Here is a 26279-nt window from a genome sequence, read left to right as displayed (position 1 = left end):
GCAATACTTAATACCTCTGTCAAAATCGTGAGCTTCGTGGGTAAGGGCACAAAGAGTGTGCGTGGAGGTGTGAGGCATGTTGATGACAACATGGGCTCCATCATTGAACCCATTTACCAAACCTCACTCTTCGATTATAGGGAGCCCGAGCGAAGGCCGTCATTGCATGGCGTAGTACCGCTTAAGTATAGTAGGGAGGATAACCCAACGGTTCATGCCGTGGAGAGTAAAGTGGCTGAGCTTGAGCATGGGGTTGATGCCCTCGGGACATCCAGTGGTATGGCTGCAATAACCACGTTAATGATGGCCCTCCTCTCCAGGGACTCCACCGTGCTCATGCCCCTCGACGTCTACGGCTCAACACTAGTCCTCATGGAGAGACTGAGCAAGTTCGGCATTAAGACGGTAATTACAGACCCGGGCACCAATAACGTCATTAATTCCCTAAAGAGCGGCATTAATGTCGTGTTCATCGAGTCCGTTTCAAACCCACTCCTTAGGGTTTACGATATTCCCAAGATAGTTAAGGCAGCCCATGAGGTTAATGCCGTGGTCGTTGTTGATAATACCCTAGCCACCCCAATGGGCATTACACCGATTAGTCATGGCGCAGACTTCGTGATTCACAGCGCCACCAAGTACCTTAGTGGGCATAATGATGTTGTGGCGGGCTTCATAGTTGGAAGTGACGATAGGATTAAAGGTGTTTGGGAGTGGAGGAGGTTCCTTGGTACGATTATGGAGCCCTTCACGGCATTCCTAGTTGATAGGGGATTGAAGACACTCCACATTAGGATGAGGACCCACGAGGAAAACGCTAAGGCCGTAGCTGAATTCTTAATGGACCATCCAAAGGTCGAGAGGGTTTATTACCCATGCCTCGATAATCACGAGACCTACGAAGTCGCGAAGAAACTACTCAGTAACTGCGGTGGCATGGTTAGTTTTGAGGTCAAGGGTGGCTTGAAGGAAGCCATGGCCGTCTATAAACACGTTAAGATGATAATACCAAGCGTTAGCTTTGGAGGTGCCGAGAGCATAATAACACACCCAGCAAGCACAACACACGTACACTGGAGCCCTGAGGATAGGGCCAGGGCGGGCATTAAGGACAACCTACTTAGACTGAGCGTGGGTCTTGAGGACCCTGAGGACATAATCAACGACCTCAACCAAGCACTTAATTACGCTTAGGTTCATATCGAGAAACATAAATATTTTATGTTATGTTATAACTTAAATTTAAAAATAAGAGTGAAGAAAATTTTTAGCGCAAGGAGTTTCTCTTCTATTATTGTAAATTTTATGATTAAAGCAGTAAGTGAAAAGTACAACATAATTATGATGACTATTATTTACTCGCTATCATTATTGAGTAGGTTTCTGTTTACGTATGTGTTTTTATGGGCTTTATTTACTGCGGGTTCTAATGGATTTAAGTTATTTCTATTGACTATTGCCTACTCATTATCAAGCCTCGCCACTTTCGCGCTGGTTAGGGTTAGGACCGCCAGGGCTCTTTATCCCTTTACGTCCCTCCTCCTTCTCATTAACCTTCCTTACCTACGCTTATTCACCACCGCGCTGCTTATGGGTATGTTAAGTGTCCATACATCCTCAGTAATCCCAGGCCTAGTCAGTAAGGAGAGGCTTGGTCGTGTAAACTCAGAGAGAGTCATCATGGGCTCACTGGGCGACTTAATGGGCATTGTGATGGCTTTATTCATTAAGCCCACCTGGCTTTACATAGCAATACCCCTTTACCTACTAGCGTTGTTGCTTCCACGGTTTGAGTATAGGAGGAGCGAGAGGCTCATCTTTTCCGAGGCTAGGTTAATTTACCTTAACTCGTTCCTACTGGGTATAGCCTATAGCCTAACCCCAGCACTGATGGTCATGTGGTCCAGGGGTAATACCTACGAATTAGCCCTAATATATTCAGCACCACCAATAAGTAGCATAATAAGTGGTTTCCTTGGCCGTAGACTATTGAAACTGGGGCGTGAATTAATCATTGCTATAGCCTCCACAGTTGTTATGGCTGCGACCACCGGCCTAATGGGCGTCGTGGGCAATCCCGTAATTGCCTGGACCCTCGCCTTAACTCGCTGGTTCTTCATGGCTATGTTTGGAATAGCCATAACAACATTCATACAACTCAGGTGGAGGAGTGATGTACTACCCGGGGTGTTCTCCACAAGCACCGTTGTGGGTGAGGCCGGGAGATTTACTGGGGCATTCCTGGTGCTACCCTTAACATCGATGATTGTACAGTGGGCCTTCACAACTGCAGCCCTGATAACCCTAACGGCAGCACTCGTATTGCTGCCATATAAACTTAATACTAAATGAGTCCCATTAAAAATCAATTATTCTGTATTCTAGATGTTGCACATTACATTAATGATTATTGTTCTTCTACCTGAGCGAAACCTGGAATCAACGTTGAGTTATTGAGCAAAAATGCTGAAACCAATTTACGTCCATAGGTATGCTGAATTACTTAAAAACTATATAAACTACTTAATGTGTTATCAGTAATGCAAACGCAGAGGCTACAGAGACTTTCGGATAATGTTTACGTTGTGATTGGTAGAACGAATGCCGGCGTGTTAGTTATAGATAATAATGAGTGCGTGATAATTGATACGGGGATTGACGAGGACTCAGGACGTAGAATACTCAACGCCATTAAACCCCTAAACCTAAGGGTTCGCGCCATAATAAATACTCACCATCACGCGGACCACATCGGCGGTAACGCGTTAATTGTTAAGAGGAGCGGTGCCACCGTCTACGCGACACCGGAGGATAAACCCTTCATAGAGAGGCCCGTGCTCGAACCGCTTTATCTCTTTGGCTCCTTCCCACCTAAGTTACTTAGGACGAAACTCCTTGAGGCTGAGGGCGTAATGGTTAAGGAACTGGACGATCTATATAGGGAGGTGAGTCTTGAGGTAATGCCACTACCAGGGCATACGATGGGTATGGTCGGGATAGCCTACGGAAATACGCTGTTCACGGCTGACGCGTTCTTCCCGGTTGATGTCATACGAAAGTACGGAGCGCCATACCACTTAAATGCCGGTCTCGCGCTTGAAAGCCTTAGGAAGCTCTCCGAGGGTGTGACTAGGTATGAGTATGTCGTGCCTGCCCACGGCGATGTAATGAAGCCTCAAGATGCTATTAACGTAATTAATGAGAATATTAATGCAATAAATAGGTTGAGGGAGCTCGTCCTTAGTAATGTCGGTGATCAAGTAGTACTTGAGGACTTAATTGTAAAGCTACTCTCATCGTTGGGTATAACCATTGATTCACCACACAATTACCTGCTGAACCGCTCCGCACTCCTCTCATACATTGCCTGGCTGGCTGATGATGGATTACTAACAATCAACGCCGTGGGTAATAGGCTGATCGTCTCTAGGGTGAAGAGGTGATAATTTAACTGAACTGGCGATACCCTTCTCAATATCATTAACTTAAGATCCCACTTTATATTTACGTAGCCTAACCAAGCCATGATGGGCATGCCCCGCAAAAGAGTTGTCATTGTCGGCGGTGGGATCGCAGGATTAACAATTGCAAATACACTAATTGAAAAGGCTAAGGGCTCCGTTGAAGTCACCGTGATAACCAGGGATAGGCACTACATCGGTGGACCAACGAGACCATTACTACTAACTAATGAGGAGGAGTACGGCAGGATCATCAGGGGTTATGAAGAGATTGGGTTAAGGGGTGTCAATGTTGTTACGGGTGACGTAATTAGCATCGACCCCAACAATAGGGTTGTTAACTACACCGAGACACTACTTGGCAACCGCATAAAGAGCTTAAGCTATGACTACCTCGTGCTGGCACCCGGCGTGGTCTTTGACGGCTCATCAATAAACGGCTATGATAAGTACTGGTACATGAACGCCAACGTTTATGACCCAGGTAGGGTCCACGTTCTCAAGAATAGGGTGTGGAATATTAATGGGGGTACGGTAGTAGTATACGCACCAAAGGCACCTTATAGATGTGCCCCCGCACCGACGGAAACCGCGCTTCTCATCCATACAATACTTAAGTATAGGGGTGTTAGGGATAAGGTTAGGATAATACATATTGATGCAAATGATAAGACGCAACCACCCGTGATAGCTGATGTTGTTAAGTCAATCTACGATAAGGCGGGCATTGAATTGATCACGAACCAGGAAATAGTCGAGATGAGTGATGGGGAGGTAGTTACGAAAAGCGGTGAGAGGTATAGGTACGACCTGCTGGCGATGCTTGAGCCCAACAGGGCTCCGTCATTCATAAGGGACGCTGGATTAGGTGCTGATTGGGTTGAGGTTAGGTCACCAACAGACCTGAGAACCCCTAAGTTTGACGATGTACTTGCCGCTGGTGATGCTGCAAAATTGCCATATCCAAAGAATCAGGAAATTGCGTTCGAGAGCGCGCTGTTTGCCACTAACAAGATCCTAGAGGACCTGGGCAGTAATGAGAGGGTGTCCGTGCAGTACGCATTTGTTGGTTGGGCTTACGTCGGTAATATTGAGGGTAAGTTGGAGACTGTAAGTGTTCAATTTGGCTTTGATTACACGCAACAACCACCAAAGCCGAGTAAGGATCCTGAGCCGAAGAGGGATTACACGGTGCAGAAGGATAGGTGGATGCAGACGTATCTAAGGAGGTTGTTTGGTTACTGAGCAGCATTTACGTATTAACGCCTCAAACTTATCATTCCCAAGTATCATTAGGTATGCGTCCTCACCATCGTTATAGTAGCTCCTTAATACGCCATGCACGTCAAAGCCAAGCTTCCTATAGAGCGTTATTGCCGGCGTGTTTGATACCCTGACCTCAAGTATCACGTGGTCAATACCCCTCTCGGCCATTGAGCATATTGACCTACACATTAACGCGTTACCAATGCCCATCCTCCTATAGTCACTGAGAACGCCGACGGATATCACGTGACCCCTACTGAGGCCCTCTATGCACGATATTATGTAGCCCACGGGCTTCCCATCCATGAATGCTATGTAGGAGTAATTAGTGCAATTCCTGCATAACCAATTAATGAAACCAAGGGTGTACTGCTCGCTTGGCCTGAAGATCTCCCTCTCGAGACTCACTATTATGTCTAGGTCATTGCCAGGATCGCACTTCCGTAATTCTAGGCTGCCCTTCATTTAACCATAAACCTGGAAAAGTAATTTAATAATATGTTTTACCACCTATTAAATGGTTGCTAGGATACTCACCACAGCAGACATTCACTCGCCGAAGTACTTCCCAAGGTTCAGGGAAGCCGTTAAAAACCTCGGCAAGTTCGACGCCGTACTCATAGCAGGCGATTTAATGGAGGATGGAAAGATTGAGGGATTAAAGATATTAATCAACGAATTAAGGAGGCTTAGTGACACGATAATTGCAGTGCCGGGTAATGAGGATTATGATGAGGTCATGCCGAGGGCTAGGGAGCTAGGTGTCATTAGGTGGCTTGATGATGAGGTCGTTAAATTAACAATAAATGATGTAACACTTAGGATAATTGGTTCGAAGGGATCCCTGGAGAGGCCAACGACGTGGCAGTTGAGGCACATACCCAATATAGCGGACACGTATAGGCGCAGGGTTGAGTGGCTTAGGAAAACCATCAACTCATCGAGGGAGTTAACAATCCTCTTAATACATTACGCACCAACATTTAAGACACTTCAGGGTGAGGATCCAAGGATTTGGCCTAGCCTTGGGGTTAGGGATTTGGAGGGTGTGATTTTTAGTAATAATGTCATTGCTATACATGGCCACGCCCACAACTCGACAGTTAGGTGCGTTAAGTCCGGTAGCTCCTACATAGTTAACGCTGCCTTCACAAATATTTGGAAGCCAATAATACTTGAGGTTGGTAATGATGGAATGAAGTCAATAAGCGTTAGTTGCCAGGAGGTTAAGCATGAGAGGGGTGGTGGGCCGTCAATACTTGATTTCATGAAGTAATTACTTAATAAGTCCTTAACCATGAATTTCTGGAATGAGAAGGTCAATCAGTGGCTTGGTGGTTTACCTTGGTATTGCGGCGTATATCGTAGTGATGTCGTATTATACATTGCTGAAGTACCTAACATTTCACACCCACGCTGCGGACCTCGGGATATTCGCCCAGGCACTGGCATCAACACTGTATTACCACAGGCTGTTTTATGAGAGTGTTGATGTGGCGATAATACCCAAGCCTGGGCCCATAGGCTATAGTTTCCTAGACGTCCACTTCTCACCAACGTTATTCCTATTCCTACCCGTGTACGCCGTATACCCGAGCCCAATCACCCTGCTTGTGGCTCAGACAATACTCGTGGCCCTAGGGGCACTACCCATTTACTGGTTAGGTAAGTACCTAGGCAGGGATTGGTTAGGGGCCTTCTTCGCAATTATCTACCTCATGGACCCACTGGTCCAGGGCGCAAACTCCTTTGATTTTCACATGGAGACTATATTCATGCCCCTCGCCCTATACTCAACTTACCTGCTAATCACGAGGAAGTGGAGGATTTATTACCCAATGCTATTGCTCACGCTCGGCACCATAGAGTTTGCGCCAATACCCATGGCATTACTCGGGCTGTACTACGTGATTATAAACATTAGGAGGAGGCGTGAGTTAATGCATGGTGTATTAACCATCGCAGTATCAATAGTAGTCCTCCTAATCGCCCTATGGACGAAGTCTTTACTTAACCCGCTGGGCCCAACAACCACATCGCCACTATCGGGCTTACCCGAGCAGTACGCATCATCATTTAGCTTCGGCATATTAATCTCAGTCATTAAGGACCCATTACTAATACCGAAGTTATACTCGGTGTATGGTACGGAGAAATTCCTATACTTCCTCGAGCTTTATGCACCGACTGCATTCACGGCCTTCCTAGACCCACTGGCCCTCCCATCACTCGCATGGCCCCTCGCATCCTTCCTAACCAGCGACGTCATATACTATAGCCCATTTTTCCAGTATAGTTCCTTCTCGGTGCCGTTCATAATAATGGCGTCGTTAATGGCCGTGTCGAAAATACCGATTGAGCAGCAAAGGAGGTTAATGGCCCTAATACTGATCTCAACGTTGGTGGTGTTCCTCGGCGTCAGCCCAATCATCCACTTCCAATACCAATTCACTAAGGCTGACTATGATGTTTGGAGTGCGCTTAGGTTAATACCGAGTAACGCCACGGTACTTGCTCAGAATAACCTATACCCACCATTCTCAAATAACATAAATGCATACACGCAGTGGTACCCATGGGTTAAGCCGGATTACATAGTGGCCCAGCCAGACAGTCCCTGGTTCACTTGGTGGGGCACGCCGTACAATGAGTATGTGAATACCGCATTAATGGAGGGTTACGGAGTCTACATGGTGATTGGGAATGACCTGCTAGTTCTAAGGGCGAATTACACGGGTGAACCTGTGATATGTGCACCCATTACCATTAATACCATGCCAAATATGGTCTCCCTAATCAATGGGCAGGTAATAAATGGGGAAATAGCCCACACACCAAGTGAACCTCCTGGGGCTTGGTTCACGATGAATGCCACACTACCGCCAGGTCAATACGAAATTTTAATAAAGTATTCATGGGTTGGCCCCGGGTACTTAAGGCAATTAAATGTGACGATGGCATACCTACAAATCAATGGGCACGTGATAGACCTAACAACGGGTAGTAACGAGTCATCAATCACGATTTACAACGAGTATTATGGGGATATCGTAATAACTGCCTATGCTAATTACGTGGTTAACACGACTATATACATAAGGCAGTTGTTGATTAACGGGCCGATCTGCGGTTAAGACAACCTGAGGGGCTTTATGTCTATTATCTCAACCTCATCACCAGGCCTAATCCCATAGGCCTCCCTAACATCCCTTGGAATCGTGAACTGCCTTGAATCCGTGCGCTTAGTCCTCAGCAACTTAACGCCCTTAATCGTGATTGGAATACCATTGTAGGAAATGGTTATGACCGCGTACTTAAGCCCAGAAATGCCCAATACCCTCACGAGACTCGCCGGTATAAGGACCTGGTTATTCAGGTAAACCCTAACCTTATACGGTAACTTAGTAACCCTATAACCCGGCGCACCACGCCTCTGCCTTAACTCCTGCCCATCCATTACAAAACAAAGTCCCAGGGAAGTATAAAAAATTAATGTTTAATAGAAAGAGAAAACTAAACGAGTGAAAACCATGGCCGTAATTATTACTAGTTAACCTTATCCAAAACCAGTCATTATGTAAGGACTGTAGGGAATGGTATCATCTTAAAATAATTAAAATTAATACGGAAAAGAGATAATTTTGATGCATTATATTATATATTAAATTGACAGTGCAAAATCACGAGTTACATTGGGTTCCCGTGAGCCATGACGGATAATAACCACTTGCATTTATAACCATGCCCATGGGATAGAGGGATTGCGAGCCAGTGATGCTCGTGACCTGCGGGCTCCCTATAAGCGTCACGTAGAAGGTAGAGGATGGGTAATAGTTTATGTACACGCTAGCGCTCAGCCCAAAGGTATTTTGGTTAAAGAGCGCCGAGTTTACGAAGGCACTGGCGATTGTTAAGGCATCGCCAACAGCCATGAGCACGTAATCGACGATGTCAAGTAAGTCACCAAAGTAGCCGCCGACCAATAGTGAACCGAACATGAATGCCCAACCAATTGGGTTGGGGCTGTACGTGTTCGTTATGCTCGACAGCGTGAACTCAACGTAGTCGATCCCATTCGATGTCGTGCCAAAGGCAGGCTGTGGGGCATTTGAACATGGCGACCAACCAAGGCCCTGATTATACATGTAAGTATCAAGTAGGTTTATTAGCAATTGACCGTAATTCTGGTACATATAAACCACGCCATTAAATACGCCGGTCATTGAGCCATTACCAACGTCTAGGTATGGATAAACATAGAGGTACTGCCCATTAAAGTCAGACTCAAGAGGCGCCAGGGACTCAGTACCGTTGGCCCAAACGCCTGTTGCCAAAGTCATGAAGGGGGCTACTTCGTATTCCTGAAACGCGACATAAGCAACGTAAGAGGGCAACCCCACGTAGAAGAAACCATTGCTCGGGACACTATAGTATACGTTACCTGTTGTTATTTCTTCATTTAAAGGACCATACTCAATAAATACATTCCCGATTGCGTTCGGAAGCTCTATTATATATGTATTGCTGAAGGTGTATGTTGGCCCCACAAGCACTAAAGTCCCACCACTCCCACCGGTTTCATTGAGTACGCCAAAAAGCCCTGAACCACTCTGTGCCGTACCCTCAATATTATTGATGAGTATAGAATTTATGTTCTGAAGCGCATTGGTGCTCCACCCAATGAAGACAAGTGGTACTCCACCTTCGAACTCGTTGCATTGCTCGAGAACCCACACGTAGGAGACACCCTCGGTGCTTGATGGTGTTGGTGGGTACGCGACATTGCTACTTGACGAGCAACTACCTATGTACGTGAACCCAAATGGGTCGCTACTCCCGTTGACCTTGCCTGGCTCGATCACTTGGGTACTCGCTGCTGCATCAACGTTGCTTAGCGGCGTTACGTGAACGGGTTTCACCTCGTTGAATTTGGCGTTAACGAAGATCTCAACCGGCCTCTTCTCCATTACCCAGGTTGGGTTGTAGGGTATTGCCGCTATCACGGTCCAGGTCTCGTTATTGGCTCCGTAGGTTATGAATGCCATTAATGATGGCCAGATGGCACTGCCGTAATCGCTAATCCAGGTATTGGCGACGCCCATCATTAATGAGCCCGTTAGGTTTATGCTCACTGTGCCAACGCCGTAGTAGTAACCCACGGTGTATATCCTGGTCGGCGTAATTGCGAAGATGCTCACGGAGAGCGGCACTGGCGTACCATTCATGGTCCCGCGAATAACTAACGTAGGTGCCGGAAGACCGCTCGTATTGTAATAATCGATCTCATAAGCCTTACCGCTGAATGCCATGAAGGGCCTGATTGGACCGATGTTTGGGCGAGCACGGCAAGCGTTGCCGAGACTATGCCGATGATGAGCATGACCAACGCGATTAGGCGCGTCCTGTTAATAGGCAATCCTAACCCGGCACTCATAATTATCAAGCCCTCAGTTCGCTGGGCTTTTTTAACTCCGGGTATTCTTAAAAGTGACACAAGCAATATTAAGATAATTTCCACAATAACGAAAGCTAAACACGATTTCAACAACCTCACATAAGCCAATATCAAAACCCACAAAACCACGAAGGAATAACCCTGTTGGAGCCCCGGCCGGGATTCGAACCCGGGACCTCCTCATTACCAGTGAGGCGCTCTACCAGGCTGAGCTACCGGGGCGGGATTGAATCCCAATCTAGGGTTTTAAGCATTTCTCATGGGAAATCGCTTAACCACATTGACGTAACGCCTTACTAACGAGCCACCCAACCTCATTCCACCAATGCCTTTGTAACCTATCCGCACCGGACAGAGATTGGGGAAGGCATTACTCAAAAAGGTACCCGCAGAGTACGGTCGTGATATATTACAGAACCAAGGGGCTCGCCAGGTCGACCCAGGTGATGCGCCGTGGGCTCATTACATGTAGTTAACCATAGTTTATGGGCATACCGTTGTTACAGCAGCACTACAATCCCATGCAAGGACCCGTAACCCGGTGAGTATTCGTTACGAGTGCGTAGCTTAGGGCCGGTATCGGCTCATTCACGTACCCGCAGTTCAACGACCATGAACTTAATGCACATTCAACCCCACTCGAGCTACTTTCTCTGAACACCCGAAGTAAAAAGATCCATAAATTTTATCACCCTTGATGGGTATGGGTTCTGGGTCTAGGCTTTTGTTCATAGCCGCCGTGATCATCGCCGCTGTAATTGCTACCTCAGTACTCGTTGCTTTACCGACGCCTTTAACTGACCATGGCGCCGTGGTTAGACCTAACGATGCCGTGAACAATAAATTTGCAGACACTAACCAAGGCATTGTTAGTTTTCCAACGAGTCTTAACACGCCAATCTACGTTGTTGGCCCGCAAACACTAGCCCAAAAATTGATTAATATCGGCATTAATCAATCGCTGATTAAGCCCGTGGGCCTTGATCAATTAGTGAGTCTACCAAACAACAGTGTTGTCGTCATTGATTGGTCCCTAATTAAGCCTAGCATTATTTCCAGTGGCCCATTGGGCAGGATAACCGTTAACCTAACGAGTCCGGTGATTCATGATTTAGCCATCGCCATTGCTAGGAACGACATAATCGGCATTTATGCGAACGGTAGTGATGAGGGTATCATCGAGTTCGTGCTAGCCTATTCATGGGCGGTGGCCACGAATCACAGGTTAATATTCATTAATGGGGAGCCAAGTAATGACTACCTACTAGCCTACCCAATAATACCGGTGAATAGGCATGAGCCTGTGGTAATCGTGGTGAGGTGGGTTAAGCCATGGGGACTAATAATAGGGCCAGTGTACTTAAGTCAATTAACAACGGTTATGGTAAACATGATGAGACCGACTACAACAGCGACAACAGTAAGTAGCAACGTAGACCCGGTGCAAGGCGAGGATCCATGCTACGAGGGATACTCCGTCGAATTTAGCAGTGCCTCAAGTCCATCATCCGGTGTGTATGTGACGGATACCACCACGTTTATATGGGCGGCACCAATGCTTTATTCAGGTTGGTACCAGTACGGCATACCGGGTTACTCTGACGGAAACGGCACGTATTACTGGGATACATGCTTATTGGCATCTAACGAAATCTTTGGTGGTGCACCATCATCAGTCCCCATAAACGTTATCGGTTATGAAGCATATTTAGAGAGTCCTACGATGTATAATAACGGTGGTCTTGAGGGTTACCAGGTGGGCGCCATTGATTACTACACCGGCTATCAGATGTATAAGGAAGGCGAGGTCAGCACATTTGTCGGTGATGGAGGTCCTACTCAATGGATTCCACAATCAATAGGTAGCACGTCAATTCCGTTTATCGGGATTGGTATATCGTTACCTGCTGGTACTAGCGAGATGATTTCCCTCTCTCAAAATCCAGGATATAGCACAAGCCTACCCAACGTACCCACTATAATACTGTCCAACATCACGTGGACATTCAGTATAGGCGCCAGCGGCAGCTATGCGACATTCCCAAATGCCTTTGAGGACATATCACCAGCCAGCATATACTTACCGAGTTTATCTACGGAAAGCTATGCGGCATTTCCGGTAGACTTTGAGAATAATGCAGTAACCTCCTGGGTATACTGTGCCTACTATACCTACCAGACCATTTGGGTCAATGCCTGGTGGGTTATTGATGTTGTACCTTCATCAAGCAGTACTGTGGATCTTTCAATCACAGCCGCATACTGGAATCTTGCAAATGCACCACCTGGCTCTTACGTAAGTGGAGTATCGTCAGGCATAGTTTATACACCATGCACATATTCATAGTATGTCCCAAGTGAACCAACCCGTTAAATACATGAGCGATAATTAGGCCCCGTGATTATTACTAATCATACCCCGGAGGCATCCTTATAATTCATTAATTCCGCGGAGAAGGCCAGGGCCCAGGTTAGGTTTGGGTATACTATCATCCTCTCCATCCCGCCTGGGCCTAGGCCTAGGTACATGTGCATTATGTATAGTATTAGGGCTATGAGGCCAATTGTGCCTAGTATCGGCCATAGTGCTCTCCCTGGGCTCCTTGATATCTTTATCGTTGGGTATGACGATATTGATGCGAATAGGAAGGCTATTAATGCAAAGATTAGGTGGAGTGGATGAACGGTCTCTGGGAATACGCCAACGCCCATTGCGCCAATGCCCGTTAGGGCTATTGTTACCGCAAAGACCTTACTAAGTCCCCATACGAGTATTGCCGCAATTACTAGTAGGAGGCCCATGATTATTATTGAGGAGTTGAATAAGATCGCCGTAGGCCCAACGCCCAAATCACTGATGTAATTTCTGGAGACCGAATACCCCGGGTAAAGCGTCTCGGCGATCAACATTAACAGTAGGAATTCAGCCACGCCAATGAATACTAGAAGCCCCGCCACACTTAGCCTGTTAATGCTCATCCCATTAATTGTTGATTATTGCCTATTAATTACTGCGATTATTTAGGTTATGTATATTATTGATTAAACGTTTATTAAGGGGGTTGTAGACATTGGCGTGGTCATTAACGTGATTAGAGCACCACATGTACCGACCAGTGAGGAGTTGTGGGATGCCGTGGTTGGTGTTTACTTTAGTCTTCAGGCTAGGAACCCAAGTATTGAACCTGGCATTGATAGGTTGAGGAGACTTGAGTTGAGGAGGGTTAGGGAGGTTAGGAAGTACTTGAGTGATGCCTTTCGTGATGTGGCCCTCGGGATGCCGTTCTTAGATTCCCTGCACCCATTCTATAGGGAATTGATTGAGTTAATGATTGATAGGACCATGTACAAGCACTCCCTGGCTAAGGTTGGTCATGCCACGAAGGCCCTCTCATCAATATATAAGGATGCCGTGATGGCCATTAGGTCCGCCACGACAGGTAATGACATAGTTAGGGCTAGGAGGAACTTCCTAGCCAGGGTTAAGGACTTGATCATGGACTTAAAGCCGGAGCTTGACTTCCTGAAGAGTGCGGCGACTAAGCTCGACAAGTTACCAAGCATAGATCCAGGCCTATTCACGATTGTGGTCTCTGGAATGCCCAATGTTGGGAAGAGTAGCTTCGTTAGGTGTGTGAGTAGTGGTAAACCTAAAGTTGCAGAATACCCATTCACCACAAAGGAGTTACATGTTGGTCATTTCACGGTTCTCAACGACGTGAAGGTCCAGGTAATAGACACCCCTGGCCTCCTTGATAGGCCATTGAGCGAACGTAATAAGATCGAACTCCAGGCAATACTGGCGCTGAAGTATTTGGCGAGGGTCATAGTCTTTATCCTGGACCCAACAAACCACAGCGGTTACTCATTAATGGAACAATTAAACCTGTTGAGGGAGATCCGAAGCAGCTTTAGTGGTACGCCATTATTACTACTCGTGAATAAGATCGACATTGCCACAGAGAATGAGGTAAATACTGCATTAAATAGTGTGGCGGTTATTGATGGGTCAATACCTACGTTCAGGGTATCAACCATTAATTGTAATGGTTGTAGGGAGGTCATTAACTACATAATTGATAACCACATAATACCGATGCTTAGAGAATCAATGAATATTCAATGAGGATTAAGCATTATTAAGCGCCTAACTCAGCGTAGTAGCGATGCAGATTGCCATAGCGGCTCATTCAAGCCCTGTGGACCCTAAGACCGAGGCCATGGCCAGGGAATTTCTCAAGGAGCTTCACTTGCAGTGCCCAACGGCCACACTATTGCTTGGTGGTTATTGGGGGTTCATGAAGACGATAATTGATGAGGCGTTGAAACTAGGCTTTAGGATAGCCGTCATACTCCCCCTGGAGAGACATGATGTCGAATTACCAAGCGGTGTTATTAGGATTGACAGTGGGTGTGAATTTAGGTGTAGGTCTGTAATAATGGTTAGGTCCAGTGACGTACTGGTGGCGTTAGGCGGTGGTGCTGGGACGATAATCGAGGTGCTCCTAGCCTATGCAATGGGTAAGCCCGCATACGTGCTGGTCGGGACTAACCTGAGTAGTGATGCCTTGCCCAAGGCATTCCCTGAGTATGTCGATGATAGGAGGGTCATTAGGATTAAGTACTTTGATGACCCAGTTAAATTGGCCAGGGAGGTCTGTCGCGAAAAGATTACACCTGTGAAGACAGTGTTTGGCTAGTCACAAGTAAGGATTTAAAAACCCATTAATTAATCATGAACCGATGTCGTCATTACTGGACAAGATTAAGCCAATGAGCATTGGACAGGAGAGATTCCTAAATGCGCTTAAGGACTCGAGGAACGAGATAGTGGGTGTCTTCGGACCAACGGGTACTGGCAAGAGCCTAATATCATGCGTTTACGGCATATCCTCAGTACTTGCAGGGACCTATAAGCGATTCATAATCGCCAGGCCCGTGGTTGACGTTAGCACGGGTAGGTCATTAACGCCTGAGGAACTTGGTGACCTGTACTATAAGGTTGCTTCCGCATACCTTGAGGACATCCTTGAGGGATTGATGGATAGGGAGGAAATAACGAAGCTTCTTCAGGAGGGTAAGGTAATGGTTACCGACGTATCCTACCTAAGGGGTAGGACGTTTGATGACTCATTAATATTCCTTGACGATGCCCAGAGCACTCAGCCTGAAAATGCCGCTGAGATACTCATGAGGATTGGCAGGAATTCACGATTAATAATCGCGGGCGACCCAGTGCTCCAGAGACCACTTGGTGTTGAGAAGGATGGTGCAACATTGCTCAGGGAGGTTCTACTTAATGAGGAGAATGCGGTGGTTGTGGACCTAGGCCTTAAGGATATCGTCAGACCAGGTGCCAAGAGGGGTGTTAAGGTATCCTTTGAGTTGAGGATGAGGAAGAGGGAATTGAGTAATACGGAGAAGCAGATACTCGACTTAATAAGGGTTCACGCGCCGGACGCCGATGTAGTTACGGTGATTGAGTTTAAGCAGGAGAAGGAGAATCTGGGCATTAAGAGTGAGAATGTGCCTGACGCATTAATAATAGCTAAGGAGGGTCACCTGGGTAGGGTGGTTGGTAAGGGTGGTGAGAGGATTAAGGCAATTGAGGGTGAGAGTAACCTGAGGGTTAGGACCGTGGAGATGAACCTTAACTTCAAGGAGTGGATTAGGGCGCTTCACCCGGTTGGTTGGATTGGTAAGCACATAGTTGACGTGGACTTCGCGGGGCCTGAGCTAATGGTAACCGTGAAAAAGAACGCCTTTGGTGCGTTCGTGGGTCAAAAGGGCATTTACGTGAGGTTAATTGATAGGGTGTTTAAACGTCTCATAAACGTTGGTATTAGGGCAATGGAGAGCGAGGAATAGGGGAACTAGTTCAGGGAACCTCAATATTGGCATGCCTACTCCTTATCTCATCCTCCGTCTTCCTAAGCCTATGCATTAACTCCGCAATTACTGCGTCAAGCAGAACCATCGTTGTGTCCTCGAATAATGTCCCCAATGGCGCCAGAGGCTCGTGAAGACCGAGTATCTGCCTGGCGAAGTAATCATCCATTTTAGCCACCTTAGTCCTACCAGGCACTTGGACCACCAAATCGGCGTAATTAGCCAGCGGTGAGTCTCTATAACTCGTTATTGCGACGACCCTAGCCCTCATCTTCTTAGCCGCCTCAGCCGCAGCCACGACCATGGTCGTCGTACCACTACCGGAAATCGCAACCACAAGGTCACCATCACCAACACTGGGCGTTATTGTCTCACCAAGCACATAGGACCTAAAACCAAGGTGCATTAACCTCATCGCGAATGCCCTGCCCACCAGCCCTGACCTACCTGCGCCAACGACGAGGACCTTCTTATCACTCTTATAGACATTTATCAAGGCATCCACGAACAACTCGATCTCCTTCATATTAATTATGTTGAGGGCATTTAAAATAAAATTTCCAATCTCTACATACGCACTCTTAAAATAATCCAGTCCTTCCATCTAACAGAGAAATTACACTTGAAGTATTTAATACTTATCCCCTAATGAACCCAAGCCGTGAACTTCACCGTTTAAGGTAATACCGCTGTTTTTAGGGGGATATGTTTATATAGGGGTTGGGTACGCATTACTCAAAAAACGTTCAATATTGGGGAAGATGACGACCCAAACCCTAATAGAACTGGGGGGCAGGGAGAGGAATGCACTAGTGTATGGGGTACACGTGTATGGAAATCTATATGGTTGCAATAGGGAATTGCTTAAGGATGAGGTGTATCTACTAAAAACAGTTAAGGAGGCAGCGGATATCGCCGGTGCGTTAGTCGTATCAACCTTCTACTACAAGTTTGGAGTCAATGGCGGAATATCCGTAGTGGCTATAGTCGCTGAAAGCCACATATCAATCCATACCTGGCCCGAGCACGGGTATGCCACCGTCGATGTATACACCTGCGGTAGCCACACAAATCCAATGGCTGCCTTTGAATATATAGCTAAGAGCTTAAATGCCAAGAAGGTTGAGGTTTTCGTGTCGGATCGGTCATATTACGCCGATAATAATGTTAATAACAATAATGAGAATAGTGGTGAGAACGTGAGTTGAATACTACTCATTACATTTTCCCTTCAAAATCATCCAATTGCTTTCTCCATTATCAACTCCTTAGGGACGTGAAGTCGAGATAGCTTAATAGGCTTAGGCTCACCCTGACGCAACACCAATGCTCTGAACCGCCCACTCAATAACCATGTAGCATCATCACCATCAATACCGCTTATGTTTGATACTACGTGAGAGACGTATTGTGAGTTCCCCGATAGAATAATGGCAGTACCAATATTTCCCAGAATACCCTCATTAAGGGCATCAAGTGGTGGTTGTACCAAAATAAATAGTGCAACGCCGAACTTCCTCAACTCCCTAAACATCCTCTCCACTGGGTCATCAACACCAAGCACTCTGTATTCATTCGGTAGTTTAAGTACGTTATGGGCCTCATCAATGATGATGAGGTACCTTAATGGACACGGTGGATTAGGGCACTCGGAAATCGCCTTCTTACTAATGGAGAGTATTATGAGCAGTGTTAAGTACCTAAGTAATTCATTGCTTAGTATTGACCTCATTGTGAAGATTGCGTCACCATTAAGTAGATCATAAACATTAAGCAGTGCGTCATTATTTACGCCGTTGTAGTAATTAATTATTGGTGCAAGTGCATTGTATAGGTTATAATACGCCTCCTTCAGTATTAAATCGCTTGATAATTCCTTAAGTCTTCTCATTAATTCATCAATGCTCGAAATTTCATCACCAATACCCGCCATACGTAGCAATGCGCCCTCGGTACCGATTGCGAAAAGCGGGTTTGATAGTCGTACTGACTCAATTAGTATTGATGGCTCGTTCACTGTAATTCTATTTCTACTTAAGTCTATGGTCCTAACATTAATCAACCTGCTAAGGACCTCGGTATGTCCATGGGGATCAATTATTATTAACTTAATCCTATTCCCTAACCTACGCTTAACCTGGTAGGCAATACTCATGGCCAGTGTTGTCTTGCCTGCACCTGTTGGCCCTATAATTAATACATGGGGGCTTGAACCGCTAAATGACCAGTGAATCTCCCTATTATTAATGTCCCTACCTATTACTGCTAAGCCGTGGCCTTCATTAATTAATTGAAATGAGAACGGCATTAATACTGCTAGGTTTAGTTCCATGGTCCATGCACGGCCGTGATTAATACCTAAAATCTTTGATATTGGTACTGATGGTGTCCATCCCCACTTAAACGATGATTCGAACCTCGCTGTGCTTGCCAGGTAAAGTGAGTAAACATCCTCACCCTGTTGGATCCTCCTTAATACAATCTCAAAGTCCTTATAACTGAGGAAGTACCTAATATGCCTAAGCATTAGGAACTTACCATAAGCCCTACTGGCGGTGTTCTTAATCCAGTCCCTAAGCTCATCATTGCTCGAGATAATTAATAAAATGCTTGCACGGGCACGGGAAACCCTACCCATAAGGCTCAGCGCCTCAGTCCTTATCATCGTACTATCCATGGCCATCATAGCCCTCAGGTCGTGAATAACCTCATTATTAAACCCAACATTAACCACGAACCTCCTCCTTGAGAGGTCATTAATGGAATAAATGATGTATAGTAATGAGATCGCAAGGAATACGTAGGCCGACGACATAATGAGGAGTGGGATAGGCAGTATAAGGAGTGGAAGCCTAGCTAATGACCTGCGCCTAATACTCATTCTAAGGGCATTAGCCAACTCAAAACCGCTGATCCTGGTAACCTTAACATTGAGTCGTTCAAGTTCCGCAACCAATTCATGATAATAACCCTTATCAACGCCAATAATGTAGCCTCCACTCGAGGATATTAAAATAACAGCCCTATACTTAGAGAATAGGTGAACCATAGCACGAGCCCTAGCCAAAGCCTCCTCAAACGCGGAATCAAACGTATAAGCCACACCCAAAATCCTAAGACCCACTAACTCCCTATCATTCACCATGACACTCCCTAAACCAATCCTCGCGGATTCTACGGGATCACCACCATTAATAAATAGCCTAACCTGTTCCCTAAGCCCAATTAAGTCCTTAATTAGTACGATTGGTATTAACGTGTTAATAATGATTAGGTAAATCCTATGGTCAATGAGGTAGGTAATTAATGAGACGAGAATGGCAATTACTAATTTATTCCTCACCAATAATCACCCTGGAAAGCAGCTTATAGTACTCAGGGTCCTTCCTAGCCGCCAGTTGGATTATGGTCCTAACGTCATAACCCAACCTCTCACCTAACTCAACCACCTGAGGAACCAACACAGGGTTTAATGAACGCCCAAACCTCTTAATCATGGCATTAACGTAGTCCTCATCATTAACCCTCTCGAGTAACCTCTTGTAAATAACGTCTGAGGCCATTAGGTAATTAATCCCTGGATTACCCATTATCTGCGCCTTAACGGTAATGTCATTACTGTGGTAATAAAACTCGAGGGGTTTCAATTTAATGACCATGTCTTTACCAATACCCAATAGGTCCGCTGCCTCAACCGCAGACTTACCATTCAGCTTAAAGACTGCGTAATGACCAACAATGTCGAGTACGTTCCTCTTAATGTCAAGGGGATCCTGTGTCACAAGTATAAGCGTAACACCATCATGCCTACCCTCCCTAATCAACCTCTCAATGATTGACTCACCAACCATATACCTATTGAGGATTCTATGGGCTTCATCAATGACGACAAGGGATTCCCTAAGAATGCCACTGAGCACTTCAAGAAATGTTAGTGTAAATATGATTGCGGCGACCTGAGACACGAAGTAAAGGGGCGCCATGTTTATGACCAATAACCTGGACTGAGCAGCACTAGCACTTAGCGCATTCCTCATTAACGCGGCTATCATAACCTTCCTCAACCTACGCCTCACTGCGGAAATGGCATTTAGGTAATCATTCCTCCTCAACTCCTGCTCAAGATCATTCAACACTACGTATAGGTCCTTCAGGTTATTCCTATCACCAAGTCTTTCAAGGGCTTTATCAAGGACCTCAAGTTGGATGAATGAGAAACCGCCATTATCATTCTCACCGTATATGAGAGCAGCTGCTTGAATAGCCATTGAGAGCAACTCACTAGCCCTATGCCTTGGTAATGCCAATGGATTAACGGCAATGTCTATGCCGGGTACGGCCACGTAACCACGCCCCACCAGGTCTAGTGAGTACTCACCTGTTGGATCGAAGATCACGATCTTATTAAACACGTTCTTCTGAAGGGCACTATTTATTAGTGATTTCACGAGTGTAGTCTTTCCTGAGCCGGTGGCGCCTAAAACCATTAGGTGTCTCGTTAAGTCAACGTCTATTGGGTAGTACCTTGTCATGAACATACTTCCAGGCCTTGGTGATGGCTTGAGTGTCAGATCTACGTTATCCTGAAGCTGCGGTAAGGATGCCTTATCGTCACATGATAATACGTCGGTTTTTCCGCGGGTTGTTCCTCTTAGGAATAATGTATACCTTACCTGGTCATCACCTGACTTGCATATTGTCATTATGATTGGTGTTGAGTCCTGGACTGGAGTTACTCTACCCTTAACCCCTGAAAACATTATCGATGCATTATCGATTATACTCAGCGTTATTCCTGATGGCAATGGCTCAACATAATCAACCCACCTATTGAGCAGCTGCATCACTCTATTCCTATGTATACCCGTGAATAATGGAACGTGAGCTGGCGTGTGAAGTATTAAGAACCCTACCTCATCCTTTATCACGGTAATTCTCAAACCATCGAGTATCTTTATCATGTCCCATGCGTTGAACTCCTTCTTTACGCGAAGCCCAATGATTAGTTTATTATTTACCTTCAGTAAGCTCGAGTTCAAGCTCGACATTAATAATCACCTCCTCCGTGTTCTGTTTCAATGATCTCATGTTAGTTATTGTTGCATTACTTCTTCCGTTCCTACTAATACTTAGTAGTAATAACCGGCTTAGAGTCCTAATGCCCATGAGTATTCTTTCCTTTCACAGTTATTTTTGCTAAATTCCCCGTGTAGTGATGATGCACTTAATCTAGTGTAATTATGGTCTTTCTTTACTTAATGTTAATCATTATCCGCATTATGGGATTACCACTGATTATAATGTAATATAGTGAGTAAGGATACCCTTATTATTCGTGGAAGTTATAAAGCTCGGACTTAGAAAGATTAGGGAATTGGGTGAGAGGACCTAATGTACTTAGTCGATGAGCAGTACGAGATTCAGAGGACCGTGGATAGGAGGGGTACCTCATCGTACTACACTAGCCGTGATGGATTGACCGTGATTAGAAGTTTCCTTCAGGAGTTAGGTGAGGAGTATAGGAGTGATGTGGTGGTTATGGATCCATTCGCTGGTTCGGGGGTCACGCTTTCGGCGGTGAATGACCTTATTAAGCCTAGGAAGGTTATTGCCATAGAGATTAACGAGGGACCGTGTGAATTGGCCCGTAGGGTTTTGTCTTCGTTATATAATGATGTTGAGGTTGTTTGTGGTGATGCCTTTAAGGTTGCGTGGGGGTATAGGGCTGATATAATTATTTCTAACCCACCCTTCGTTAGGTGGCAATTGGTTCGAAATAGGTATGAACTATTGAAGTTGATGGAATCAATGGGTTATGGGAGACTCATTATGAGGGGGGATCCTGGTCTCCATGTTCTATCCTTCTTCCTGATAGACCACATTCTTAGGGATGGTGGTTATGCAATCCTCGTGATGCCGGCGTCCACGTTCTACACGGAGCAGGGTGAGGGTGTGAAGAGACTGTTGAGGTTGAGGTATGATGTGATTGGTCTTGTGGAGAATAAGGTGGCTCCGTCATTCAGCGATGGTAGTGGGTTTAAGGAGTTGATAATCTTCATTAGGAAGAGGGGCGGGTTGTTGGGTGTTATTAATAATTCAAGCACTAAGACCGGTATTTACTACTACGATGGGGGCTTGAGGAGGGTGGGGTTTGTGGATTTAAGGAGGTTGCCCACCTTCGCTGATAGGAATTGGTTGTCGTTGTTTAATTACGATAGGGCAATGAGGCTTATCTCCATTATGGAGGATGCCCTGGACAGAGGATTAATGCGTTATTTAGGGAGGCATGAAGTGGTTAGGGGTATTGAGATGTATGGTCCAGACTTCTTCTTCATACCAAATAAGTACTGGAGGATTGTTGAGGAGACCCGTGATTACGTGGTTATTTCCAATAACGGCGAGCAATTGGAACTGCCAAGGAAGTACTTAACCCCATGCCTTAGGAGACCTGAGTATTACGAGGATGAGGTCTTAATTCGGGATCCTGGGTTTTACGTGCTCACCATAGGTGATGAGCCAGAGGGCGATGTATTGAGGTACATTAGGTGGGGTGAGGGGTTGGGGGTACCAGCCCTAAAATTTGGCGATAAGTGGTATCGACATGTATGGATGCAGTTAAAGTCTAAGATGCCCTTTGGTCATGTGTTCATCCATGATAAGGTGGACCTTACTAGGCATAAGGTTATTGCTAATTACAGCAATAAGCCGTTGTGTGCCTCAAAGAACTTCTACGTAATAAGGACCAACAACCCAATGATTGCCGCTTGGTATAACTCAGCAATATTCAGGGAGGTATTGATGGTATTCGGTAGGAAAATATCGGAGAGTTGGACCAGGTTTCTTGAGGATGATTACTTAGCCATCCCCATTCCATCGAAAATTATGAACGTAAACTTACGGAGTATGGATGACGTTAACCACGCAATAAACGAGTACTTGGGGTTGCCTAATCCTGAGAATTGAGATGGTTAATTCCCCAGGATATAACCGTCATTGAATTAACGAAGTAATGAGCGTAATTTAGCCATGCATCTTTGGCAGTACCCTGGACCCTTCCTATCCGTATCCTCTATCGTGTTGCTGAAGTACATGACGCACCTGGGGTCTGTGCAGTGGTCTAGCCCGAAGGAGTGACCCAATTCGTGGAGCACCTCCTTAAGTATCCTCAGTTGGTAGAGTGATTGCTCCCCACGTAGTCTCTTTGTGAATACTAGGGCTAATGATCCGCTCATCTTCGCAACCCCAAATACGAAGTTTAGCCCCTCCACATAGCCGTCATCGTTAATCACAAGAACTACCTTATCAAAACCCTCATAACCCCTGACCCTGGGCTCCAGGTAATCAAGGAGTACATCAGCCCTTATCTGGCCCCTCCTGACATCCCTGAACTGTGACTTTAACCCCTCAAAGTCCGTCCTCCTCATCTCAACCTGAACTAAATTACCCAGATAATGCTCAACCTGCCTAGGGAAGTCACTTGGGAGCTCTACCTCCGTCAACACGAGGATCTTCTTCATGACACAATCAACAGTCCTATCAATGCTTTAATGCATTAACCTCAGGATCAGCATGGGCGCAAGCTCGTCACGTTATCCGCCACGCTCGTGCCTCATCACAGTGACTTATTCGCAACACTTTTTATTAAACATTCATTTCGAAGCTTATTCCCGCAATCCTCATCGCCTTCAATCCTTCACGTACGACATCTCCAACCACGATGACCGAGGGATTCTCCACACCTACCTCCCCAGAGGATAACTTATCCACCGTGGTTATCACGACCTTACTATTCTCCATATACGCCCTCGTTATTACAGCAACATAAGTACCTGGGTCAAGACCGCCCTCAATTAATTCCCTGGCTATCTCGCCTATCCTCGACGCGCCCATCAGTATTATGATCGTGTTGACGGCCTTAGCCAATTCTCTGAAGTTCACGAATGACCTACCCTTCCTCGGGTCCTCTGTGCCGGTCACTATAGCCACCGAGCTAGAGACACCACGTAGTACCGGCGGTATTAGGTAAGCCTCTGGCGCAGCTATAGCCGAGGTTACGCCTGGAATGACCTCACAGGGTATGCCGGCACTAAGCACAGCCACGCACTCCTCAAAACCCCTGCCAAACAGGAATGCGTCACCACCATGGAGCCTAACCACGGTCTTGCCATTACCTGCCTCGCTTATCATAATCCTTATTATCTCGTCCTCCTCCATCGTGTGCCTACCCGGCTCCTTACCGGCATAGATTAGCTGGGCTCCCTGACGCACGTAGTTCAGGGCCGACCTAGGTATTAACCTATCATAAATCACCACATCGGCGCTCCTCAAAGCCTCGATGCACCTAAGCGTTAGTAATCCCTCATCACCAGGTCCTCCCCCTGCGATGATGACCTTACCAACCATCCCCACTAATCCATGGGAAATGCATTTTTATGCGTATTATTACGAATATCCGTGGTTGAGACTACCTGCTTATCCATGAAGTTCATGTTCTCCGGAGCCCATAGGGTCAGGTTTAGTGATATTTATGGTAATGTTCACGGCCATAACTACGACGTGACAATAAGGCTCTGTGTTAGGGGTAGGAGGATGCTCGTGACTGATATTGATAAAATTAGGCGTGAGGTCCAGGGTATCGTTAATACCTTCGATGGCAAGTACATAAAGTCGAGCATGGAGAGTGCCCAGGGATTAATGCCAGGCGAGCTTGTTGAGATACCCTGTATACCGGAGGGGGCCACTGGTGAGTGTGTTGCTTGGTACTTCATTGACAGTGTGATGGGCATACTGAGTAGGTTAGGAATTAATGATGTTGTTGAGGTTCAGGTGATTGTCTGCGACTCACCAATGAATTGCTTTGAAGCTAGATCTTCTTAATTGTGTGGGATAGGCTCTCGCTTGTTAATTCCTGGATCTTTATCGTTTCCGCATTCTCCTCGATAACACTATTCTCACCACCAATTAGTAATACCTTGACTGACCTGAATATGGACTTCGCCTTATTAAATACCGTCGGGTCAACATTATCGTCCTCACCGTCGGTTATAACGACTAATTTGTAATCCCTCAATGATGGTTTATCCACGGCATCCTGTACTGCAGCCCTAACGGCATTCGTTATGTCCGTGCCACCCAGCGGTATTAAGGAGAGCAACATCTTTATGATATCATTCTTATTAGTCAGCATTGGGTATACCTGCTGGTCGAAGAATCTCACGGCTAGGTTACCACCCTTCATAGCCAGTATCACGGCTAGGGCCGTGGCCCAGGTAATCTTACTAATGGCGCCCACCTCAAATATGTTTATGTTTACTGTGTAAAACATCGAACCACTTTTATCAATTAGCATGTATATCTTAGGCTTCTTAATGGCCCTCCTCTCCCTAACCAGTACATTACCCATGGCCAGTTTATACGCGAATACTGGCTTGGCGAATTTCATGAGCATCCTCTCACTCGGTATCATATCCCTAAGCTCCGAGGCCCTCGTCATACGCTTAACCCCACCCACGGTGCCAACCCGCTCAGCATCTACGTCCTCAACAACGTCTACAGTGTACCTGGTATCCACAATCAACTTAATCAGTGAGTTGAGCATTGAGATTAACCTGAGCCTGTATGGGTCGATGTCCGTGCTCAGTAGTATATCCGCTATTTCATGGCCCACGGAATCCCCAAAGAGCATCTTAACCTTGTTAACGGTCTCGCTGACCTTCTTCATGCTTCCGACGTAGAAATTAATCAATGAGCGAACCTCCCGTTCTAGGTTCATCCTACTCTCCCTTGAGGATGCACTCTTCTGATCCATTGCCGACTCAACCATTTGCCTAAAGGCTTCGTTCCTATCCATCTTACTCAGGATGCTATTATACACCTTGAGTAACTTAATCGCCATTACCCTGGACAACCTACCATTTAACCTAGTTATCCTGGACACGTCATTATAGGCCTCACTCCTTATGTATGTGGAGACCACAAATCTCCATAGTGAGGTTTCCATGTCCTCGTTCTCCGTGGGCATCTTGAGTATTGGTTGCCTATAGTGTACGTAGAATGAGTCCGCAAGAACCTCCTGCTTCATCTTATCTATATAACTTATTGACCGCCTACGAGCCTCAATGAGCACCTCCCTTATTCTATACCTAGTGAGTGGTTCCTCATAATCGACGTTAGCCAGGATTCCAGGCACTGACTATTACTCGGTTGGG

General features: G+C 46.0%; 23 protein-coding genes and 1 tRNA gene. 13 read left to right on the top strand and 11 right to left on the bottom strand.

What is annotated here, in order from left to right; all coding sequences use genetic code 11:
- Window positions 1-36: 36 nt before the first annotated feature.
- The 4 genes from VDIS_RS05165 to VDIS_RS05150 all read left to right on the top strand — a co-directional run bounded on the left by VDIS_RS05165 (window position 37) and on the right by VDIS_RS05150 (window position 4706).
- Window positions 37-1194, top strand: a complete 1158-nt coding sequence (locus VDIS_RS05165) for a trans-sulfuration enzyme family protein (RefSeq protein ID WP_245522577.1) — start codon at window positions 37-39, stop codon at window positions 1192-1194.
- A 147-nt stretch (window positions 1195-1341) separates the two neighbouring features.
- Window positions 1342-2352, top strand: coding sequence for an MFS transporter (locus VDIS_RS05160; RefSeq protein WP_052885771.1), 1011 nt, complete (start codon window positions 1342-1344; stop codon window positions 2350-2352).
- A gap of 188 nt (window positions 2353-2540) precedes the next feature.
- Window positions 2541-3443 carry an MBL fold metallo-hydrolase gene (locus tag VDIS_RS05155; protein WP_013336158.1) on the top strand — a complete coding sequence of 301 codons (903 nt, stop codon included), beginning with the start codon at window positions 2541-2543 and terminating at the stop codon, window positions 3441-3443.
- Between the two features lie 84 nt (window positions 3444-3527).
- On the top strand, window positions 3528-4706 hold the full coding sequence (locus VDIS_RS05150; protein WP_013336157.1) for an NAD(P)/FAD-dependent oxidoreductase: 1179 nt from the start codon (window positions 3528-3530) through the stop codon (window positions 4704-4706).
- Here the strand turns inward: VDIS_RS05150 and rimI are convergent.
- Window positions 4683-5192 (bottom strand): ribosomal protein S18-alanine N-acetyltransferase, encoded by a 510-nt coding sequence (gene rimI, locus VDIS_RS05145; protein WP_013336156.1) that lies wholly within the window; start codon window positions 5190-5192, stop codon window positions 4683-4685. The genes VDIS_RS05150 and rimI overlap by 24 nt on opposite strands.
- A gap of 52 nt (window positions 5193-5244) precedes the next feature.
- Between rimI and VDIS_RS05140 the strand changes: the two genes are divergently transcribed.
- Together VDIS_RS05140 and VDIS_RS05135 are read left to right on the top strand one after the other, a co-directional pair.
- The gene (locus VDIS_RS05140; protein ID WP_013336155.1) at window positions 5245-6003 is read left to right on the top strand and encodes a metallophosphoesterase family protein; all 759 of its coding nucleotides are present in this window, start codon (window positions 5245-5247) and stop codon (window positions 6001-6003) included.
- A gap of 34 nt (window positions 6004-6037) precedes the next feature.
- Window positions 6038-7861: a DUF2079 domain-containing protein gene (locus VDIS_RS05135; RefSeq protein WP_013336154.1), complete on the top strand. Its 1824-nt coding sequence runs from the start codon at window positions 6038-6040 to the stop codon at window positions 7859-7861.
- On the opposite strand, the gene VDIS_RS05130 is transcribed toward VDIS_RS05135, so the two are convergent.
- The 3 genes from VDIS_RS05130 to VDIS_RS05120 form a co-directional block, all read right to left on the bottom strand.
- Entirely contained in the window at window positions 7858-8184 is a 327-nt protein-coding gene (locus VDIS_RS05130) for an AbrB/MazE/SpoVT family DNA-binding domain-containing protein (RefSeq protein ID WP_013336153.1), read from the bottom strand. The two genes, VDIS_RS05135 and VDIS_RS05130, sit on opposite strands and share 4 nt — an antisense overlap.
- A gap of 223 nt (window positions 8185-8407) precedes the next feature.
- A complete protein-coding gene (locus VDIS_RS05125) occupies window positions 8408-9952 on the bottom strand; it encodes a hypothetical protein (protein WP_052885770.1) in 1545 nt (514 codons plus the stop codon).
- 375 nt (window positions 9953-10327) lie between these two features.
- A tRNA-Thr gene (locus VDIS_RS05120) sits at window positions 10328-10404 on the bottom strand.
- A 481-nt stretch (window positions 10405-10885) separates the two neighbouring features.
- On the opposite strand from VDIS_RS05120, the gene VDIS_RS05115 reads away from it, so the two are divergent.
- On the top strand, window positions 10886-12529 hold the full coding sequence (locus tag VDIS_RS05115) for a hypothetical protein (protein WP_245522576.1): 1644 nt from the start codon (window positions 10886-10888) through the stop codon (window positions 12527-12529).
- Between the two features lie 65 nt (window positions 12530-12594).
- On the opposite strand, the gene VDIS_RS05110 is transcribed toward VDIS_RS05115, so the two are convergent.
- Entirely contained in the window at window positions 12595-13161 is a 567-nt protein-coding gene (locus tag VDIS_RS05110; protein WP_013336150.1) for a DUF998 domain-containing protein, read from the bottom strand.
- Between the two features lie 109 nt (window positions 13162-13270).
- On the opposite strand from VDIS_RS05110, the gene VDIS_RS05105 reads away from it, so the two are divergent.
- The 3 genes from VDIS_RS05105 to VDIS_RS05095 are packed head-to-tail and all read left to right on the top strand — an operon-like array spanning window position 13271 to window position 16050.
- Window positions 13271-14308 carry an NOG1 family protein gene (locus VDIS_RS05105; protein WP_245522575.1) on the top strand — a complete coding sequence of 346 codons (1038 nt, stop codon included), beginning with the start codon at window positions 13271-13273 and terminating at the stop codon, window positions 14306-14308.
- A gap of 40 nt (window positions 14309-14348) precedes the next feature.
- Window positions 14349-14882: an SLOG cluster 4 domain-containing protein gene (locus VDIS_RS05100; RefSeq protein ID WP_013336148.1), complete on the top strand. Its 534-nt coding sequence runs from the start codon at window positions 14349-14351 to the stop codon at window positions 14880-14882.
- A 43-nt stretch (window positions 14883-14925) separates the two neighbouring features.
- Entirely contained in the window at window positions 14926-16050 is a 1125-nt protein-coding gene (locus tag VDIS_RS05095; protein ID WP_013336147.1) for a PhoH family protein, read from the top strand.
- A 10-nt stretch (window positions 16051-16060) separates the two neighbouring features.
- Here VDIS_RS05095 and hxlB read toward each other — a convergent pair whose 3' ends face one another.
- Entirely contained in the window at window positions 16061-16675 is a 615-nt protein-coding gene (gene hxlB, locus VDIS_RS05090; protein WP_013336146.1) for a 6-phospho-3-hexuloisomerase, read from the bottom strand.
- Window positions 16676-16856: 181 nt separating this feature from the next.
- On the opposite strand from hxlB, the gene speD reads away from it, so the two are divergent.
- Entirely contained in the window at window positions 16857-17279 is a 423-nt protein-coding gene (speD, locus tag VDIS_RS05085) for an adenosylmethionine decarboxylase (RefSeq protein WP_425358369.1), read from the top strand.
- 29 nt (window positions 17280-17308) lie between these two features.
- On the opposite strand, the gene VDIS_RS05080 is transcribed toward speD, so the two are convergent.
- Both VDIS_RS05080 and VDIS_RS05075 read right to left on the bottom strand, forming a co-directional pair.
- Window positions 17309-19414, bottom strand: coding sequence for an ATP-binding protein (locus tag VDIS_RS05080; protein ID WP_013336144.1), 2106 nt, complete (start codon window positions 19412-19414; stop codon window positions 17309-17311).
- Window positions 19404-21119 carry an ATP-binding protein gene (locus tag VDIS_RS05075; protein ID WP_013336143.1) on the bottom strand — a complete coding sequence of 572 codons (1716 nt, stop codon included), beginning with the start codon at window positions 21117-21119 and terminating at the stop codon, window positions 19404-19406. Before VDIS_RS05075 ends, VDIS_RS05080 begins: the two co-directional genes overlap by 11 nt.
- Before the next feature lie 343 nt (window positions 21120-21462).
- Here VDIS_RS05075 and VDIS_RS05070 point away from each other — a divergent pair, with 343 nt between their 5' ends.
- Window positions 21463-23034 (top strand): DNA methyltransferase family protein, encoded by a 1572-nt coding sequence (locus VDIS_RS05070; protein WP_013336141.1) that lies wholly within the window; start codon window positions 21463-21465, stop codon window positions 23032-23034.
- Window positions 23035-23069: 35 nt separating this feature from the next.
- Here the strand turns inward: VDIS_RS05070 and VDIS_RS05065 are convergent, their stop codons facing one another.
- The gene (locus tag VDIS_RS05065) at window positions 23070-23588 is read right to left on the bottom strand and encodes an archaemetzincin family Zn-dependent metalloprotease (protein WP_013336140.1); all 519 of its coding nucleotides are present in this window, start codon (window positions 23586-23588) and stop codon (window positions 23070-23072) included.
- A gap of 124 nt (window positions 23589-23712) precedes the next feature.
- A complete protein-coding gene (cobA, locus tag VDIS_RS05060; RefSeq protein WP_013336139.1) occupies window positions 23713-24474 on the bottom strand; it encodes a uroporphyrinogen-III C-methyltransferase in 762 nt (253 codons plus the stop codon).
- A 51-nt stretch (window positions 24475-24525) separates the two neighbouring features.
- On the opposite strand from cobA, the gene VDIS_RS05055 reads away from it, so the two are divergent.
- Window positions 24526-24948 (top strand): 6-pyruvoyl trahydropterin synthase family protein, encoded by a 423-nt coding sequence (locus tag VDIS_RS05055; protein WP_245522574.1) that lies wholly within the window; start codon window positions 24526-24528, stop codon window positions 24946-24948.
- On the opposite strand, the gene VDIS_RS05050 is transcribed toward VDIS_RS05055, so the two are convergent.
- Window positions 24935-26260 carry a vWA domain-containing protein gene (locus tag VDIS_RS05050; RefSeq protein WP_013336137.1) on the bottom strand — a complete coding sequence of 442 codons (1326 nt, stop codon included), beginning with the start codon at window positions 26258-26260 and terminating at the stop codon, window positions 24935-24937. The genes VDIS_RS05055 and VDIS_RS05050 overlap by 14 nt on opposite strands.
- Window positions 26261-26279 lie beyond the last annotated feature (19 nt).

The sequence above is a fragment of the Vulcanisaeta distributa DSM 14429 genome (assembly GCF_000148385.1).
Taxonomy (GTDB): Archaea; Thermoproteota; Thermoprotei; order Thermoproteales; family Thermocladiaceae; genus Vulcanisaeta; species Vulcanisaeta distributa.
Note: the sequence above shows the minus strand (reverse complement) of the source record. Positions and strands in the feature narration are given on the sequence as shown.

What these genes read in the sequence shown, in the direction of transcription:
- VDIS_RS05135 (WP_013336154.1), top strand. Translation starts at nt 6,038, where the DNA reads ATGAGAAGGTCAATCAGTGGCTTGGTGGTTTACCTTGGTATTGCGGCG.
- VDIS_RS05150 (WP_013336157.1), top strand. Translation starts at nt 3,528, where the DNA reads ATGGGCATGCCCCGCAAAAGAGTTGTCATTGTCGGCGGTGGGATCGCA.
- VDIS_RS05130 (WP_013336153.1), bottom strand. Translation starts at nt 8,184, where the DNA reads ATGGATGGGCAGGAGTTAAGGCAGAGGCGTGGTGCGCCGGGTTATAGG.
- rimI (WP_013336156.1), bottom strand. Translation starts at nt 5,192, where the DNA reads ATGAAGGGCAGCCTAGAATTACGGAAGTGCGATCCTGGCAATGACCTA.
- VDIS_RS05125 (WP_052885770.1), bottom strand. Translation starts at nt 9,952, where the DNA reads ATGAATGGTACGCCAGTGCCGCTCTCCGTGAGCATCTTCGCAATTACG.
- VDIS_RS05155 (WP_013336158.1), top strand. Translation starts at nt 2,541, where the DNA reads ATGCAAACGCAGAGGCTACAGAGACTTTCGGATAATGTTTACGTTGTG.
- VDIS_RS05115 (WP_245522576.1), top strand. Translation starts at nt 10,886, where the DNA reads ATGGGTTCTGGGTCTAGGCTTTTGTTCATAGCCGCCGTGATCATCGCC.
- VDIS_RS05095 (WP_013336147.1), top strand. Translation starts at nt 14,926, where the DNA reads ATGTCGTCATTACTGGACAAGATTAAGCCAATGAGCATTGGACAGGAG.
- VDIS_RS05140 (WP_013336155.1), top strand. Translation starts at nt 5,245, where the DNA reads ATGGTTGCTAGGATACTCACCACAGCAGACATTCACTCGCCGAAGTAC.
- cobA (WP_013336139.1), bottom strand. Translation starts at nt 24,474, where the DNA reads ATGGTTGGTAAGGTCATCATCGCAGGGGGAGGACCTGGTGATGAGGGA.
- VDIS_RS05070 (WP_013336141.1), top strand. Translation starts at nt 21,463, where the DNA reads ATGTACTTAGTCGATGAGCAGTACGAGATTCAGAGGACCGTGGATAGG.
- VDIS_RS05110 (WP_013336150.1), bottom strand. Translation starts at nt 13,161, where the DNA reads ATGAGCATTAACAGGCTAAGTGTGGCGGGGCTTCTAGTATTCATTGGC.
- VDIS_RS05065 (WP_013336140.1), bottom strand. Translation starts at nt 23,588, where the DNA reads ATGAAGAAGATCCTCGTGTTGACGGAGGTAGAGCTCCCAAGTGACTTC.
- VDIS_RS05075 (WP_013336143.1), bottom strand. Translation starts at nt 21,119, where the DNA reads ATGTCGAGCTTGAACTCGAGCTTACTGAAGGTAAATAATAAACTAATC.
- VDIS_RS05160 (WP_052885771.1), top strand. Translation starts at nt 1,342, where the DNA reads ATGATGACTATTATTTACTCGCTATCATTATTGAGTAGGTTTCTGTTT.
- VDIS_RS05100 (WP_013336148.1), top strand. Translation starts at nt 14,349, where the DNA reads ATGCAGATTGCCATAGCGGCTCATTCAAGCCCTGTGGACCCTAAGACC.
- hxlB (WP_013336146.1), bottom strand. Translation starts at nt 16,675, where the DNA reads ATGGAAGGACTGGATTATTTTAAGAGTGCGTATGTAGAGATTGGAAAT.